Source organism: Mycobacterium sp. NTMscope_MAC_12, from assembly GCF_976985675.1.
Map to the genome: position 1 here is coordinate 2,072,651 of NZ_CDRJYY010000001.1, position 15,964 is coordinate 2,088,614.

Genomic DNA, 15,964 nt, shown 5'->3' on the forward strand with positions numbered 1-15,964 from the left:
GCGCTACTGCGGTAGCATCGGGTCAACGTCTGGAGGTAATCAAAGTGGGCAGTCTCAGTCCGTGGCACTGGGCGATCCTTGCGGTCGTGGTGATCTTGCTTTTTGGTGCCAAGAAGCTCCCCGATGCGGCGCGTTCGTTGGGTAAGTCGATGCGGATCTTCAAGTCCGAGATCCGGGAAATGCAGAGCGAGAACAAGGCGGAGACGTCGGCTCTGGGGACCCAAGGCGACGCCGCTGCGGCGAACCCCACCCCCGTGCAATCGCAGCGGGTCGACGCCCCGAAGCCCAGCGAACAGGGGCACAGCGAAGCACGTCCGGCGTAGCCGCCGTCATCGTCGCGGTGCCCGAGCGCCCCTCACCGAGCCCTAGACGAGCATCGTGAAAGCATTCAAGGTTTCAGCGCGCACATCCGGCCTGCTGAAGCGCCTCAACCCGCGCAACAGACGCAGTCGCACCAACCCGGACGCGACCATGTCGCTGGTCGACCACCTCACCGAACTGCGCACACGGCTGCTCATCTCCCTGGCCGCGATCGTGCTGACCACGATTTTCGGGTTCATCTGGTACTCGCATCCGATCTTCGGGCTGGAAAGCCTCGGCGAATGGTTGCGCCATCCCTACTGTTCGCTGCCGCAGTCGGCGCGCGCTGACATCAGCGCCGACGGGCAATGCCGGCTGCTGGCCACCGCGCCGTTCGACCAGTTCATGCTGCGGCTCAAGGTGGGGCTGACGGCGGGGGTGGTGCTGGCCTGCCCGGTGTGGTTTTACCAGCTGTGGGCGTTCATCACCCCCGGGCTCTACCAGAAGGAGCGCCGTTTCGCCGTCGCGTTCGTGGTCCCGGCGGTGGTGCTGTTCGCCGCGGGTGGGGCGCTGGCCTACTTCGTGCTGTCCAAGGCGCTGGGGTTCCTGCTGACGGTCGGCAGCGACGTGCAGGTGACCGCCCTGTCCGGCGACCGCTACTTCGGGTTCCTGATCAATCTGCTGGTGGTGTTCGGCGTCAGCTTCGAATTCCCGCTGCTGATCGTCATGCTCAACACGGTCGGGCTGCTGACCTACCAACGGCTCAAGTCATGGCGGCGCGGTCTGATCTTCGCGATGTTCGTGTTCGCGGCAATATTCACGCCCGGCTCCGACCCGTTTTCGATGACCGCGCTCGGACTGGCGCTGTCCGTGCTCCTCGAGTTCGCCATCCAGATCGCCCGCATCCACGACAAGCGCAAGGCCAAACGCGAAGCCCAGGCGGAGATCCCCGACGACGAAGCGTCGGTCATCGATCGGCCCACCGCGATACCGGAGCCGTCGGTCACCGCCGGGCAACACGACGATGTCACCTGAACCGTCGGCGCCCCGTGAGGTCGCGGAGCTGGTCGAGCTCACCCGCTTCGCCGCGGAACTGCCCTTCGCGCTCGACGGCTTTCAGCATCGGGCGTGTGCGGCGCTCGAACGCGGCCACGGCGTGCTGGTCTGCGCGCCGACCGGGGCCGGCAAGACGGTGGTCGGCGAATTCGCGGTGCACCTGGCGCTGGCGGCCGGCGGCAAGTGCTTCTACACCACGCCGCTCAAAGCGCTGAGCAACCAGAAGCACACCGACCTGACCGCGCGCTACGGCCGCGACCGCATCGGCCTGCTCACCGGGGACATGTCGGTCAACGCCGACGCACCCGTCGTCGTCATGACGACCGAAGTGCTGCGCAACATGCTCTACGCGGATTCGCCTGCGCTGCAAGGACTTTCACACGTGGTGATGGACGAAGTGCATTTCCTGGCCGACCGGATGCGGGGCCCGGTGTGGGAAGAGGTGATCCTGCACCTGCCCGATGAGGTCCGCGTGGTCAGCCTGTCGGCGACGGTGAGCAACGCCGAGGAGTTCGGTGGCTGGATCCAGACCGTGCGCGGCGATACGACGGTCGTGGTCGACGAGCACCGGCCGGTGCCGCTCTGGCAACACGTGCTGGTGGGCAAGCGGCTGCTGGATCTGTTCGATTACGACAACGAGAAACCGGCCGCGGAGCGTCAACCGCGGGTCAATCCCGAACTGCTGCGCCACATTGCGCACCGCCGCGAGGCGGACCGCATGACCGACTGGCGTGGTCCCCGCCGGCAGGCGGGAAGGGGAGGCGCGGTACGGCCGTCGCGGCCCCGCTTCTACCGCACACCGGGGCGCCCGGACGTGATCGCGACCCTGGATTCCGAGGGGCTGCTGCCGGCGATCACGTTCGTGTTCTCGCGGGCGGGCTGTGACGCCGCCGTCCAGCAATGCCTGCGTTCGCCCTTGCAGCTGACCACTCAGGAGGAGCGCGCGCAGATCGCCGAGGTGATCGAGCACCGCTGCGGCGATCTCGCCGACGCCGACCTGGCCGTGCTCGGCTACTACGAGTGGCGGGAGGGGCTGCTGCGGGGTCTGGCCGCCCACCACGCCGGCATGTTGCCGGCCTTCCGGCACACGGTCGAAGAGCTCTTCACCGCCGGGCTGGTGCGGGCCGTGTTCGCCACCGAGACCTTGGCGCTCGGGATCAACATGCCCGCCCGCACCGTCGTGCTCGAGCGGCTCGTCAAGTTCAACGGCGAGCAGCATATGGCCCTGACGCCGGGGGAGTACACCCAGTTGACGGGGCGCGCCGGGCGGCGCGGCATCGATGTCGAGGGCCACGCGGTGGTGCTCTGGAATCCCACCGAAGAAACCACCGAACCCTCCGCGGTTGCCGGGCTGGCCTCAACCCGTACCTTCCCGCTGCGCAGTTCGTTCGCCCCGTCGTACAACATGACGATCAACCTGGTGCAGCAGATGGGCCCCGAGCAGGCACATCGCTTGCTAGAGCAGTCATTCGCGCAGTATCAGGCCGACCGTTCCGTCGTCGGGCTGGTGCGTGGCATCGAGCGGGGCACCGCGATGCTGGGCGAGATCGCTACCGGGCTGGGCGGCCCCAAGGCGCCGATCCTCGAGTACGCCCGGATGCGCGCGCGCATCTCCGAGATGGAGCGCGCGCAGTCGCGCGCCTCGCGACTGCAACGGCGGCAGGCGGCCAGCGACGCGCTGGCCGCGCTGCGCCGGGGTGACATCATCAACATCACCCACGGCCGGCGCGGTGGCCTGGCCGTGGTGCTGGAATCGGCACGCGACAGCTCCGACCCGCGGCCGTTGGTGCTCACCGAAAACCGCTGGGCGGGAAGGATTTCCTCGGCCGACTATTCGGGCGTGTCCGCGCCGGTCGGTTCGATGCCACTGCCGAAGCGGGTCGAGCACCGGCAGCCACGGGTCCGCCGCGATCTGGCGTCGGCGCTCCGCTCGGCGGCCGCCGAGCTGACCACTCCGGCCAGGCGCCGCGGCCGTGGGGACGGCGACGGCGAGTTTCATGACCCGGAGCTGGCGAAGTTGCGCGAACAGCTGCGCCGTCACCCGTCGCACAACACGCCGGGCCTGGAAGCCCAGGTCCGCGAGGCCGAGCGCTATCTGCGGATCGAACGCGACAACGCGCAACTGGAGAAAAAGGTTGCGGCAGCGACGAATTCGCTGGCCCGAACCTTCGATCGAATCGTCGGACTGCTCACCGAGCGCGGCTTCATCGAAGGCCGCGACGGCGATCCCCGCGTCACCGACGCCGGGCGGTTGCTGGCGCGCATCTACAGCGAAAGCGACCTGCTGGTCGCCGAATGCCTGCGCACCGGCGCGTGGTCGGGCTTGAAGCCCGCGGAGCTGGCGGCGGTGGTCTCGTCGGTGCTGTACGAGACCCGAGGTGGGGACGGGCCGGGCGCGGCGTTTGCGGCCGATGCCCCCACCCAGCAACTGCGGCAGGCGCTGCAGCAGACGTCGAGGCTGTCGATGGCCTTGCGCGCCGACGAGCAGTCGCACCGGATCGCCCCGAGCCGCGAGCCCGACGACGGCTTCGTCACCGTCATCTACCGTTGGGCCCGGACGGGCGATCTGGCCGCCGCGCTGGCGGCGGCCGACCCGGCGGGCACCGGCTCGCCGCTGTTGGCGGGCGATTTCGTGCGGTGGTGCCGGCAGGCGCTCGACCTGCTGGATCAGGTGCGCAACGCCGCCCCGGACGCCGAGGTCCGGACCACCGCGAAGCGGGCCATCAACGACATTCGGCGCGGCGTCGTCGCAGTTGACGCCGGGTAGGCTAGGCCGGAGCTACCGTTAAACGCCGATAGTTCATGCCGAGACACAAGGGGCTGAGGAGAAAGATGAGCGGACCGCAGGGATCGGACCAGCAGTGGCAACCGCCTGGCCAAGGTCAAGGCAGCGACCACTCGTCGGACCCGACCCAGGTGGCGCCGAGTTGGCAGGATCAGTCGACCCAGGAAGCCTCGTGGCAGGCCCCCGCCTACACGCCGCCCGCCGACTACCCGCAGTACCAGCAGCCGGCCGAACAGGCCTATCCCCAGCAGTACCCCCAGCAGCCGGGCTACGCCCAGCCCGGGCAGTACGGCCAGCCCGGCCAATACGGCCAGCCGGGTCAGTACGGGCAGCCGGGCCAGTACCCGCAGCCCGGCCAGTACCCGCAGCCGGGCCAGTACCCGCAGCCGGGCCAATACGGTCAATACGGCCAGCCGGGTCAGTACGGCCAGCCGGGCCAGTACCCGCAGCAGTACCCGCCATATGAGCAGCCCGGCAAGAAGCGACCGGTCGGGCTGATCGCCGGTGTGGGCGGCGGGATCGCGTTGCTGCTCGTCGTCGTCGTGCTGGTGCTGGGCTTCTGGCAGCCGGGCTTCTTCGTCACCACCAAGCTGGACGTCAGCAAGGCGCAGGCCGGGGTCCAGCAGGTCCTCAGCGACGAGACCAACGGCTACGGCGCCAAGAACGTCAAAGACGTCAAGTGCAACCACGGCCAAAACCCGACCGTCAAGAAGGGCGCCACGTTCGACTGCGACGTCAGCATCGACGGCGCCCCGAAGCACGTCACGGTGACCTTCCAGGACAACAAGGGCACCTACGAGGTCGGCCGCCCGCAGTAGTTACGTCGGCAGGGCGTCCAGCGCTTTCTGCAAGCGCGCGATCGACGAGCCGACACCCAGTTCGGTCGCCAGCGTGGCGGTTCGGCGGGGATCGGCGGCGACCAGCGGAAGTTTGTCGCTGGCGGTCGAGAAGGTGACGGGCGCGTCGGTGGCCACCCGCACCACGTGGCCGGCCGCCTCGATGTAGTCCAGCGCGCCCAGCAGTTTCGCCCGCAGACCCTTGGGCATCTTCGACTTCGGGTCGTGGGCGGCGGCCAGGATCTGTTCCAGCGACCCGTGCTGGGCGAGCAGCGCCGCCGCCGTCTTCTCACCGACGCCCGGAACGCCCGGCAAGCCGTCGGACGGGTCGCCGCGCAGCAGCGCGAGTTCGGCGTAGGCGGGCCCGGCACGCTCGACCGGCACACCATAGTGTTCGGCCACCTCGGCGGGCCCGAGCAGCGTGGCTTTGCTCAGCCCGCGACCGAGGTAGAGCACCCGCACCGGAACGGGATCGTCCGCCACCACCTGCATCAGGTCGCGGTCGCCGCTCACCACGACGACCGGGTCGTCGCGTTCCCGCGCGGCCAGCGTGCCCAGCACGTCGTCGGCCTCAAAGCCCTCCGCGCCCGCCGTGGGGATCCCGAAGGCGTCAAGCAGTTCGGCGATCATGTCGATCTGGGGTGTCAGGTCGTCGGGAACCTCCTCGACGTCCGGTTCGCCCGGCGGCTCGGGCTCGGCCACGCGGTGGGCCTTGTAGGACGGCACGAGGTCGACCCGGAACTGCGGCCGCCAATCTAGGTCGAGGCAGACCACCAGCCGGCTGGGGCGCTGCTGGGTGATCACAAATGCGACGGAATCGATGAATCCGCGAACGGCGTTGACGGGCCGGCCGTCTGGGGCGGTGATCGACGACGGCACGCCGAAATACGAACGGAACCACATGCTGGCGCCATCGAGCAGCACTAGTGGTCCTGGCATGCCCGCTATGGTCTCACGCCGCCCGCGGTCTCCCGCCGCCGAACGTCGACTCGCTGTCGACCCACGGGCGAAATCGGCGCAACGAGTCGACGTTCGGCGGGCGGGTTAGCCTGGCTGCCATGGAGTCACACCGCTTCGACGCAGCTGTGTATGCCCGCCGACTGGGCGCGGCCGCCGCCGCGGCCGCCGACGCGGGTCTGGCCGGGCTGGTCATCACACCCGGGTATGACCTGCGCTACCTCGTCGGGTCGCGCGCCCAGACCATGGAGCGGTTCACCGCGCTGGTGTTGCCCGCGTCCGGTGACCCCACGGTGGTGGTGCCGCGGCTGGAGCTGGCCTCGCTCAAAGGGTCGGCCATCGCCGAACTCGGGCTGGCTGTGCGCGATTGGGTCGACGGTGACAATCCCTACGACTTGGTGTGCGCCGCGCTGGGCGCTGCCCCCGCCGCGACCGCAGTGACCGATTCCATGCCGGCGCTGCATCTTCTGCCGCTGGCCGATGTGCTCGGCGTGCTGCCGGTTCTGGCCACCGATGTGCTGCGCACGCTGCGAATGGTCAAGGAGGAGTGCGAAGTCGACGCGTTGCGCAAAGCCGGAGCGGCCATCGATCGGGTCCACGCCCGGGTGCCCGAGTTTCTGGTGCCCGGCCGCACCGAGGCCGACGTCGCCGCCGACATCGCGGACGCCATTGTGGCCGAAGGGCATTCGGAGGTGGCGTTCATCATCGTCGGATCGGGGCCGCACGGTGCCGACCCGCACCACGGATATTCGGATCGCGAACTGCAGGCCGGCGACATCGTCGTCGTCGACATCGGCGGCGCCTATGAACCCGGTTACAACTCCGACTCGACGCGCACGTACAGCCTCGGTGAGCCGAATCCGGAAGTAGCTCAACAATATTCGGTGCTGCAGCGCGCCCAGCGCGCAGCTTATGAGTCGGTCCGTCCGGGCGTGACGGCCGAACAGGTCGACGCGGCGGCCCGCGATGTGCTGGCCGCCGAAGGCCTCGCCGAGTATTTCGTGCACCGCACCGGGCACGGTATCGGCTTGTCGGTGCACGAAGAGCCCTACATCGTCGCCGGCAACGACCTGCCGCTGACTGTCGGCATGGCGTTTTCCATCGAGCCGGGCATCTACTTCCCCGGCCGCTGGGGGGCGCGCATCGAGGACATCGTCGTCGTGACCGAGGACGGCGCGTTGGCCGTCAACAACCGGCCGCACGAACTGATCGTGGTTCCGGTCGGGTGACGCTGTGGATGAGTGAGTTGTGGCGCCCGGGTGGCGCGGCTAGCTTGGCGGCAGCGAGCATTGGGTGAGTAGCGACGACGGGCGGGCCTGAGCGAAAATTTCGCCTGTGGCTCCCTTGGCAGTTGATCCGGAGGCGATGTATGCCGCGGGCAGCGCCGTGGTTGCCGCCGGTGATGGCCTTGCCGCAAGTCTGAGCATCCTTACCGCTGGTTTCTCGGCCCACACCGGTGTGGACCGCGCCGGCGAGGTATTCGGCTTGGCGTATCAAGACACGGCGGAATCGCTGCTGAAGGCGATGGCGGCGGCCGTCAACGCGTGCCGGCAATGCGGGGCCGTCATCCAGCAGGGGGCGGCGAACTACTCGAGTGTCGATGCGGCTTCGACGCTGGGCGGCGGTGGCGGCGTATTGCAGTCGCCGTCTCCGCCGGCCGAGCTCGCGGCGCCCAAAGCTCCGGGAACGATGGGGCCCGGCGAGCCGCCACCGCTGCTGTGGGCGGTCGTGCAGTCGCTCGTCCTCGAGTTATGGCCCGACGGTGATGTGGCGGGCTTGCGTGGTGCCGCCTCGCGTTGGCGTGGCTTCGCTGGGGCGGCCCAAGGGGTTCAGGGAACTCTCAACGGGGCGAAGGCGCTGTTCGATAGCCAACACATTCCTGAAGGCGAACAGATCGATAACGCTCTGAACGAAATAGGTTCTGCGGCAGCGTCTATCGGAGAGCAGTGCGGCAAGCTCGCGACCACCATCGATAAGTTTGCCGACCGGGTCGACCATGCCCAGCATGCGATCCGGGACCTGCTGCACCGGATCGGATCTTTGGGCGACCTCGGTCACGACATCATGCTGATTATCGACGGCGACGCGTGGGACGAGATCAAAAAGATCGCCAAGGACATCAACGACGTACTCCATCATCTCGGACAGGAAGCGCGGGCCTGCGAACAGGGGATCAGGTTGCTCATGCAAGCGGCCGATCGCCAAGTCGTCACGTGCGAGAAGTACGCGCGGCGGGGTCTCGTCCAGTTCTTGGGTGAGGACGTCGGCAATCCGGTGGCGACCGTATTCGATACCTATATCAACGCCCATGAGGGTGTTCTCAAAGGCGCGGTCGGCATGGGGTTAGGCCTCGTCGACCTGAGCCCGCATTGGCTCGCCGTCGACCCTCAGGGTGCGGGCGCCACCTGGACCGGGCTGGCGAAGAACGCGTGGAAAGGGAGTTTGTTCAACGCTGCCCTCAATCCCGAGGAGTTCGCGGAAACGCGGCAGCAGGAGCTGAAAGGCCTGGTGCATGCCGAGGATTGGACCGGCGACCGGCCGGGATTGGCCGCCGGTGAAAACGTGTTCGACGTCGCCGCGCTGATCGCGCCCGGTTTTGGTGAGGCGGGCGCGGCGGCCGACGGTGCGGGTGCGGCGGCACGCGGCGCCGAAGCGGAGGCGGAGGCCGCCGGCGCCGCCGGGCGTGTCAGCGGAAAAGGGTCCGAAGCGCTTGGCGGGATCACCAGCGCGCGGGGAGCCCTGACCGACATCACAAAAACGGGCAGCGACCTGACCAAAAACCTTGAAGGAGTCACGAAGGACCTGCCGAAGGTTGAGCCTCCTGCGAGTGGCGCTCCGGTGGCATTGCCCGGCAAGCCGATTGAGCCGCCGGTCGAATCGGCGCCGCGGCCCGCCGATGGCGCACCGGCTGCGCCTCAAGGGTCAACGCCCGCGCCAACCTCCCCGGGTTCGGCTGGCCCGGCTGGCGATTCGCCGTCTCCCGCGGGCAGCCCCAATGGCAGTCCGCATGACCCCAGTTCGGCACCCGCCCCGGCGGCGTCGCCCGGTGGTTCTGGGGGCCTGCATGACCCGGCACCTGGGCCGGCTCCTACTCCTCCGCCGGGTGGTTCTGGTCCGCACGAACCGGCGACCGAGCCCGCTCCTCCGGCTGCGCCGACCGCTCCGGGCGGCCCGCACGATCTGGTGTCCACACCATCCGGCCGCCCGCACGAACCCGCGTCGGTGCCGGCGGAGGAGCCGCGTGAGCCGGTATCCGTGCCTGCCGGCGGCGCCCATGATCCAGTCGCGAAACCCCCGGGTGGCCCGCATGAACCAGCCTCGGCGCCCGCCGTCGGTTCACGCCTTCCGTCTGTGCAGGCTGCTGGCGACGGGCTGCCGTCGGCGACTCCGCAACTGCTCGAGCATTCGCCAGCACAGGTTCCGGTGTCGCCCAGCGGATCTTCCGGAGATGCCGCAGCTGTCTCCGCCCACTCGCCGGCGCCGTCGCCTTCATCGGCGGCGCCCCATTTCGAGGCTCCAGGCGGCCGCCCGGCAGAACTACCAACGCCGAGCGGCGGTGGCGCGCATGGGCCTGGCGACGGCGGCCCTCCGGGTGGACACACGCCGGGAGAGCCACGCGGCGGCGATGCCAGTGGACATGGCGATGGCAATGGGGGTCCATCGGGCGATCGGCCGGACGGCAAGGTCCCGAACGGTGACGACCCGTCGGGACACGGTCATGGCGACTCCTCCGGCGGCGAACGCCAGGATCCAGTCCATTCGCACGAGTCGTCTGGCGACGGATGGCATCGGTTGCCAGACGAGGAACTTGACCCCCACTATGGCGAGCCGCTGGACAATCATTGGGATTTCACCGACGATCCAGTCGACGCTTCCAAGATCGACGGCGATGTTGCCAAGCTGATTCGTGATCCCGAAGCGCCATTCGGTCGCGATCCCGAAGGGCATCCTTACACCAAAGAGCAATATGCAGAGCGCTTCAACAAAGTGGGGGATAACGGCGAGTCCTGGTTCAATTTTCCGCTTAACGACGGTGCTTTACCGGGGACGCGAGTCGCCTACGCGAACGCTGAATCCTATCTACGAGACTACGGACCTTTACTTGATCGCATCGGCAAGACAGATGGCAAGTATTTGGCGGTGGTGGAGGATGGCCAACCAGCTTCATGGGAAGAGCGGGCCCTTCACGTCAGTTCCCGTCGTGACCCGTACAACGCGTATACCTTCGGCGAGTTACCAGATGGCTGGACCATCGAAGTGTCGGAGGTCGGCCCTGGCGTAGGTCAACCGGGCGGCTCGATACAGGTGCGAGTATTCGATGACGAGGGTGCAGTGCGTCGCGTCGCAGATCTGATTAGGAAAGGGGTATTGCGAAAGTGACGACAAGTGTGGATCTAACTCCAGACTTACAAGCCTGGTTGCGCCTCGCCGACTTGGACTTGATACAAGGGTCGCAAACTAACGATAACCGGACCATCATTTGGAATAAGGGTGGTGAGGTTCGAAACTTTATCGGTTTGGTCGATGATTGGTACGTCGTCACTTCGTCTGACCGCATGGGACCCGAGACGTATGACCTGGCAGCAGAATCGATGCAAGTTATAGAAAAATACTTATACGGCGAACTGGGTTCTGTAGTCCGGGGTGACGAACTACCGTCTATCAGGGCGCCGTTTGAGCGCGACGAATTGCGGCCGGGATATGACATTAGCAAGGTAAATTTCGCCGGCCGAGAGCGGCGTGCTCTCATCGATCATGATGGAAGGGCAGTGGCTATTGCGGCAGTCGATAGGCTAGTGGAACTGTCGCACTATCTTGACGCATCTGTCGATGCAATCAAAAACTCCTACCTCTCGGCCGACGGCAAGCCGCTGTTTGGGCTTTGGAGCGATATTAAGAATACCGAGTGAAAGCGCTACAAGTCGGGTGCTCGAGATGGCCGCGTTCATGAAATTCGATGTGTTGAGATGATGGGCGGTATCGGAGCCTCCCAACGCCTTGAGCAATGGGCCAAATTGGCTGATTACGCACTCACATCTGGTTCGAATACACCTGACGGGCGGCCTGTATTTTGGTCGGCTCTAGGCGAGAATCGGCTCTTCATTGGAAGAAAGCAAGACGGCTGGTTAGTCATTACTGATTCCGATCGAATGGAATCTGAGGGCTTTGTTTTAGCCGCTCCATCCCTCGATGTGATTGAGAAGTACCTGTTCGGAAGGTTCGGTACATATATCCGCAGTGCACGGAGTCTGCCTCGGGTGGGCGTGCCAATGCCGGCCAACGAAGTATGCTCGAACTTCAGTATTGAAACGCGCGAATACGAAGGTGTCGAGCGCTTTGCTCTAATCGCTCCCGACGGCTCGACGGTAGCGATCGGAAGCGCCGACAAAATAACTGCCACGGCGGAACTAAAGAAACTCGCGCTGTATCTGTCGGCGACAATCGACCAAATCGAATCGTCGACGATCGATCCGGACGGAAAGCCGCTTTTCGAGCGTCGGTAACTAAATTGAAACTCTGTAGATTCGATCGGCGCGCTACGCGCCCCGGTCCAACAGATCCGACGAACCCAGCACCCGCTCCACCTGAACCTCGATGACGACGCGCCGCGGGTTGGGGCGCGGCGTGCGGTAGCGCTGGGCGTAGCGCAGCTCGGCGTCGCGCACCGCGTCCGCGTCGCTGTTGACCTTGGACCGGCCCTCCAGCGACAGCCACCGCGCACCATCGACCTGGCTCAGCACGGCCAGCCCGCCACGATCGGCGTTGACCGCCTTCTGTGAACCCCCGGTGGTGATGACCCGCGCGATGTGGGTCTTGGGGTCGAAGGTGAAACCGACGGCCACCACGTGCGGCGAGTTGTCGGCTCGCAGCGTGGTCAGCATGGCCAGATGGCGCTCCGACAGAAACGCGAGGGCCTCGTCGGTGAGCCGGGTAGTGGTATTCGCCATCACCGCTCACGCTAGCGCAGGTAATAATCGCAGCCGTGGACGACACGGGCGCGGGTCCGGTACTAATCCTGGGCGGACGCAGCGAAATCGGGGTCGAGTTGGCGCGACGCCTGGCCTCCGGGGCGACGGTGGTGCTGGCCGCGCGCCGCGCCGATCAGCTCGCTGAACAGGTCAGCGCGCTCAAAGCGGCCGGCGCCTCCGCGGTCGACACCAGGGAATTCGACGCCGACGACCTGGCCTCGCACGCCGCCCTGGTCGCCTCGGTCGTCGCCGACCACGGGCCCATCGGCACCGCGGTGCTGGCCTTCGGAATCCTGGGTGACCAGGCTCGCGCCGAGACCGACGCCGCGCACGCGGTCGCCGTCGTGCACACCGATTACGTCGCCCAGGTGAGCATGCTCACCCACCTGGCCGCCGCCATGCGCAACGCCGGCAAAGGCCGACTGGTGGTGTTCTCCTCGATCGCCGGTGCCCGGGTGCGGCGCGCCAACTACGTCTACGGCTCGGCCAAAGCCGGCCTGGACGGCTTCGCCAACGGTCTGGCCGACGCGCTGCACGGCACCGGGGTGCGGGTGCTGATCGCCCGCCCGGGATTCGTCATCGGGCGTATGACGGAAGGCATGACGCCCGCGCCCCTGCCCAGCACGCCCACGAAGGTGGCCGCCGCGACCGCGCGGGCACTGGCCAAAGGCCGCCGCACCGTGTGGATCCCATGGGCCCTGGGACCCGCGGCCGCCGTGATGCGATTGCTCCCCGCGTTCGTCTGGCGCAGGATGCCTCGATGATCCGCGAGCCGGGGCGGCGGCGCTCATGATCGTCGTCGTCGGAATCGGCGCCGACGGCATGGCCGGGCTCGCCGAAGCATCGCGCGCCGAATTACGAAGGGCCACAGTTATTTACGGCTCCCAGCGCCAACTTGGCCTGCTCGACGACACGGTGCCCGCGCGCCGCCGGGAGTGGCCCTCGCCGATGCTGCCCGCCCTGAAAGCGCTGCCGGTGGACGACGACATCCACGTGGTCGCCAGCGGCGACCCGCTGCTGCACGGCATCGGGGGCACGCTGATCCGCCTATACGGCCCCGAGAAGGTGCGGGTGCTGCCACACGTGTCCTCGGTGACGCTGGCATGCGCGCGGATGGGCTGGAACGTCCACGACACCGAGGTCATCAGCCTGGTCACCGCGCACCCGCACACCGCCGTGCGCCGCGGCGGCCAGGCGATCGTGCTGTCACAAAGCCATTCCACACCCACCGAGCTGGCCGCCCTGCTCACCGCGCACGGCCGTGGCGATTCGCAGTTCACCGTGCTCGAAAACCTCGGCGGCCCAGACGAACACCGCCGCGACGGCACCGCGCGGGACTGGGCCGACGGCGCCCCCGAACACGTCGACGACCTCAACGTGATCGCCGTGCGCTACCTGCCCGACGAACGCGTCTCGCCCCTGCCCGACGACGCCTTCACCCACGACGGCCAGATCACCAAACAGGGGATCCGCGCCGTAACACTGGCCGCCCTGGCGCCGCGGCCGGGGGAGCGGTTATGGGACGTCGGCGCGGGTTCGGGCAGCATCAGCGTCGAGTGGTGCCTGAGCGGACCGGGTTGCGGGGCAATCGCATTCGAACGCGACGAACGACGCCGGCACAACCTCGAATGCAATGCCGCGGCTTTCGGTGTCGGCATCGAGGTACGCGGCGACGCCCCTGGCACCTTCGATGGAGCCGCGCCGCCGTCGGCGATCTTCATCGGCGGCGGACTGACCCGGCCCGGCCTGCTCGACGCCTGCCTCGACCACCTGCCCACCGGCGGGCGACTTGTCGCGAACGTGGTCACCACCGAGTCGGAAGCCGCTGTCACGCAGGCATATGCGCGCCTCGGCGGCACGCTGCGACGCTTCCAGCACTATCACGGCACGGCGCTGGGCGCCTTCACGGGCTGGCAGCCGCACTACCCGGTCACCCAGTGGGCGATGACCAAATGACGGTGTACTTCATCGGCGCGGGCCCGGGTGCGGCCGACCTGATCACTGTCCGCGGTCAACGCCTCCTCCAAACGTGCCGCGTGTGCCTGTACGCCGGGTCGATCATGCCCGACGCCCTGCTCGCCCTCTGCCCGGAGAACGCGAAAGTCGTTGACACCGGCCCGTTGACGTTAGAGCAGATCATCACCGAGCTCAGCGAGGCGCACGCCGCCGGGCTTGACGTGGCGCGGCTGCACTCGGGTGACCCGTCGCTGTACAGCGCACTGGCCGAGCAGTGCCGCCGCCTCGACGCGCTGGGCATCGATTACGAAATCGTGCCGGGCGTACCGTCTTTCGCCGCCGCCGCGGCCGCCCTCAAACGCGAACTCACCGTCCCCGGCGTCGCGCAGACGGTGACACTGACCCGGGTGGCGACCCTGTCGACGGCCATGCCGCCCGGCGAAGACCTGGCGACGCTCGCCCGATCCGGCGCCACCCTGGTCCTGCACTTGGCGGCCGCGCAGATCGACGCCATCGTTCCGCAACTCCTCGACGGCGGCTACCGCCCCGAAACCCCCGCCGCCGTCGTGGCTTTCGCCAGCTGGCCGCAGGAGACCGTGCTGCGCGGCACCCTGGCCGGCCTCGCCGCCCAGATGCATGAGGCCAACATCACCAAGACCGCGGTGATCGTCGTCGGCGACGCGCTGACCGCGGGCGAATTCACCGACAGTTATCTGTATTCGACCGGGCGGACCCGGGGGAGCAGGCACTGATGCGCGTCCTGCTGCTCGGCGGCACCGGCGAGGCGCGCGCGCTGGCGAAAGCCCTGCACCCCCGCATCGACGTCATCAGCTCCCTGGCGGGCCGGGTGCCGGACCCGGCGCTGCCGGTCGGCCCCGTGCGCATCGGCGGCTTCGGCGGCGTGGACGGCCTGCGGCGCTGGTTGCGCGACGAAAGCATCGACGCCGTCGTCGACGCCACCCATCCGTTCGCGGCCACGATGACGGCGCACGCAGCCACCGCGTGCGGCGAATTACGGATACCCCACCTGATCCTGGCACGCCCGGCCTGGGATCCCGGCGCGGCCCTTGTCGTCGCGTCGGACACCCATGCGGCACAAACGGTTGCCCGCCAAGGCTATTCGCGCATCTTCCTCACCACCGGCCGTTCCGGCGTCAACGCTTTCACCGACAGCGACGCGTGGTTTTTGATCCGGGCGGTCACCGAACCGGACAGCGCCTCGCTGCCGCATCATCACCAGCTGGTCCTCTCGCGCGGCCCGTACCGCTACGACGACGAAGTCGCGCTGTTGCGCGAGCACCGCATCGACGCGCTCGTCACCAAGAACAGCGGCGGGCAGATGACGCGCGCCAAACTGGATGCCGCCGCCGCGCTCGATGTACCGGTGGTGATGGTGGCGCGGCCGCCGCTACCGGAGGGCGTGTCCACCGTCGGCACCGTGGCCGAGGCCGCCGAATGGGTTGGCGCGCTAGCCGGTTAGGTCGCTGCGCTCGCCGTCGGCCAGCAACGCATCGCGGGCCCGCGCGACCCGGGACCGGATGGTGCCCACCGGGCAACCGCACACCGCGGCGGCGTCGGCGTAGGGCAGCCCGAGCAACTGGGTGAGCAAAAGCGCTTCCCGCTGTTCGGGATTGAGGCCGGCGATCATCGTCGTCACCTCTACGAGGTCCTCAAATCCGCGTGCGTGGCGGTCGCCACGCACCACGTGTTCGGGATCGGCGCCCAGGGCGGCGCGCGGCCGCGACTGCAGCTGGCGGATGTGATCGGCCACGACCCGGCGGGCGATGGACAGCAGCCACGTCCGGGCGCTCGAGCGTCCAGAGAATCGCTCGATGGCGCCGATGGCGCGCAGGAACGTCTCTTGGGTCAGATCGTCGGCGTTGCCGGCATCGGACAGGTAGGCGACGAACCGCCACACGTCTTGCTGGGTGGCCTTGATGAACGCCTCGAGCGCTCGCGCGTTCCCGCGAGCGGCGGACAAAGCGAGCTCGGTTACCGCCTCGTCGTCGCTCGGCGCGATCATGCTCAACCACCTTAGTTGCGCGGGTTTTCCGATCCTACGACGGGTCGTCGTAGAGGGCGCGGTGTGGTCGCGCGCGGCGCGA

At 67.8% G+C, this 15,964-nt stretch carries 15 protein-coding genes; 12 read left to right on the forward strand and 3 right to left on the reverse strand.

The features are described 5' to 3' along the window. Positions 1-44 precede the first annotated feature (44 nt). The 4 genes from tatA (at position 45) to AC0KS4_RS09530 (ending at position 4,959) form a co-directional block, all read left to right on the forward strand. The gene (tatA, locus tag AC0KS4_RS09515; RefSeq protein ID WP_238957934.1) at positions 45-323 is read left to right on the forward strand and encodes a Sec-independent protein translocase subunit TatA; all 279 of its coding nucleotides are present in this window, start codon (positions 45-47) and stop codon (positions 321-323) included. Positions 324-378: 55 nt separating this feature from the next. Next, the gene (gene tatC / locus AC0KS4_RS09520; RefSeq protein WP_225326850.1) at positions 379-1,335 is read left to right on the forward strand and encodes a twin-arginine translocase subunit TatC; all 957 of its coding nucleotides are present in this window, start codon (positions 379-381) and stop codon (positions 1,333-1,335) included. Further along, a complete protein-coding gene (locus AC0KS4_RS09525) occupies positions 1,325-4,123 on the forward strand; it encodes a DEAD/DEAH box helicase (RefSeq protein ID WP_238957935.1) in 2,799 nt (932 codons plus the stop codon). The genes tatC and AC0KS4_RS09525 overlap by 11 nt, the downstream gene beginning before the upstream one ends. Positions 4,124-4,188: 65 nt before the next feature. Next, a complete protein-coding gene (locus AC0KS4_RS09530; RefSeq protein WP_238957936.1) occupies positions 4,189-4,959 on the forward strand; it encodes a DUF4333 domain-containing protein in 771 nt (256 codons plus the stop codon). Here AC0KS4_RS09530 and AC0KS4_RS09535 read toward each other — a convergent pair whose 3' ends face one another. Further along, positions 4,960-5,916: a 5'-3' exonuclease gene (locus AC0KS4_RS09535; RefSeq protein WP_225326847.1), complete on the reverse strand. Its 957-nt coding sequence runs from the start codon at positions 5,914-5,916 to the stop codon at positions 4,960-4,962. Between the two features lie 119 nt (positions 5,917-6,035). On the opposite strand from AC0KS4_RS09535, the gene AC0KS4_RS09540 reads away from it, so the two are divergent. The 4 genes from AC0KS4_RS09540 (at position 6,036) to AC0KS4_RS09555 (ending at position 11,438) form a co-directional block, all read left to right on the forward strand. After that, on the forward strand, positions 6,036-7,163 hold the full coding sequence (locus tag AC0KS4_RS09540; RefSeq protein WP_238957937.1) for a M24 family metallopeptidase: 1,128 nt from the start codon (positions 6,036-6,038) through the stop codon (positions 7,161-7,163). A gap of 106 nt (positions 7,164-7,269) precedes the next feature. Then, on the forward strand, positions 7,270-10,314 hold the full coding sequence (locus tag AC0KS4_RS09545) for a glycohydrolase toxin TNT-related protein (protein ID WP_308193099.1): 3,045 nt from the start codon (positions 7,270-7,272) through the stop codon (positions 10,312-10,314). Next, on the forward strand, positions 10,311-10,844 hold the full coding sequence (locus AC0KS4_RS09550) for a TNT antitoxin family protein (RefSeq protein WP_225326845.1): 534 nt from the start codon (positions 10,311-10,313) through the stop codon (positions 10,842-10,844). Before AC0KS4_RS09545 ends, AC0KS4_RS09550 begins: the two co-directional genes overlap by 4 nt. Before the next feature lie 57 nt (positions 10,845-10,901). Next, positions 10,902-11,438, forward strand: coding sequence for a TNT antitoxin family protein (locus tag AC0KS4_RS09555; RefSeq protein ID WP_238957938.1), 537 nt, complete (start codon positions 10,902-10,904; stop codon positions 11,436-11,438). Between the two features lie 33 nt (positions 11,439-11,471). Here the strand turns inward: AC0KS4_RS09555 and AC0KS4_RS09560 are convergent, their stop codons facing one another. Next, positions 11,472-11,882 (reverse strand): F420-dependent biliverdin reductase, encoded by a 411-nt coding sequence (locus AC0KS4_RS09560; RefSeq protein WP_225326843.1) that lies wholly within the window; start codon positions 11,880-11,882, stop codon positions 11,472-11,474. A 35-nt stretch (positions 11,883-11,917) separates the two neighbouring features. Here AC0KS4_RS09560 and AC0KS4_RS09565 point away from each other — a divergent pair, with 35 nt between their 5' ends. Genes AC0KS4_RS09565 through AC0KS4_RS09580 form a run of 4 tightly spaced genes read left to right on the forward strand, consistent with a single transcriptional unit; the run spans position 11,918 to position 15,339 of the window. Continuing rightward, positions 11,918-12,667 carry an SDR family NAD(P)-dependent oxidoreductase gene (locus AC0KS4_RS09565; protein WP_238957939.1) on the forward strand — a complete coding sequence of 250 codons (750 nt, stop codon included), beginning with the start codon at positions 11,918-11,920 and terminating at the stop codon, positions 12,665-12,667. Positions 12,668-12,692: 25 nt separating this feature from the next. Next, the gene (gene cbiE, locus AC0KS4_RS09570; RefSeq protein WP_238957940.1) at positions 12,693-13,859 is read left to right on the forward strand and encodes a precorrin-6y C5,15-methyltransferase (decarboxylating) subunit CbiE; all 1,167 of its coding nucleotides are present in this window, start codon (positions 12,693-12,695) and stop codon (positions 13,857-13,859) included. Beyond that, on the forward strand, positions 13,856-14,611 hold the full coding sequence (gene cobM, locus AC0KS4_RS09575) for a precorrin-4 C(11)-methyltransferase (protein ID WP_238958047.1): 756 nt from the start codon (positions 13,856-13,858) through the stop codon (positions 14,609-14,611). Before cbiE ends, cobM begins: the two co-directional genes overlap by 4 nt. Then, positions 14,611-15,339, forward strand: coding sequence for a cobalt-precorrin-6A reductase (locus AC0KS4_RS09580; protein ID WP_238957941.1), 729 nt, complete (start codon positions 14,611-14,613; stop codon positions 15,337-15,339). The genes cobM and AC0KS4_RS09580 overlap by 1 nt, the downstream gene beginning before the upstream one ends. Here AC0KS4_RS09580 and sigC read toward each other — a convergent pair. Then, positions 15,328-15,882 carry an RNA polymerase sigma factor SigC gene (gene sigC / locus AC0KS4_RS09585; RefSeq protein ID WP_225323297.1) on the reverse strand — a complete coding sequence of 185 codons (555 nt, stop codon included), beginning with the start codon at positions 15,880-15,882 and terminating at the stop codon, positions 15,328-15,330. The two genes, AC0KS4_RS09580 and sigC, sit on opposite strands and share 12 nt — an antisense overlap. Positions 15,883-15,964: the final 82 nt, after the last annotated feature.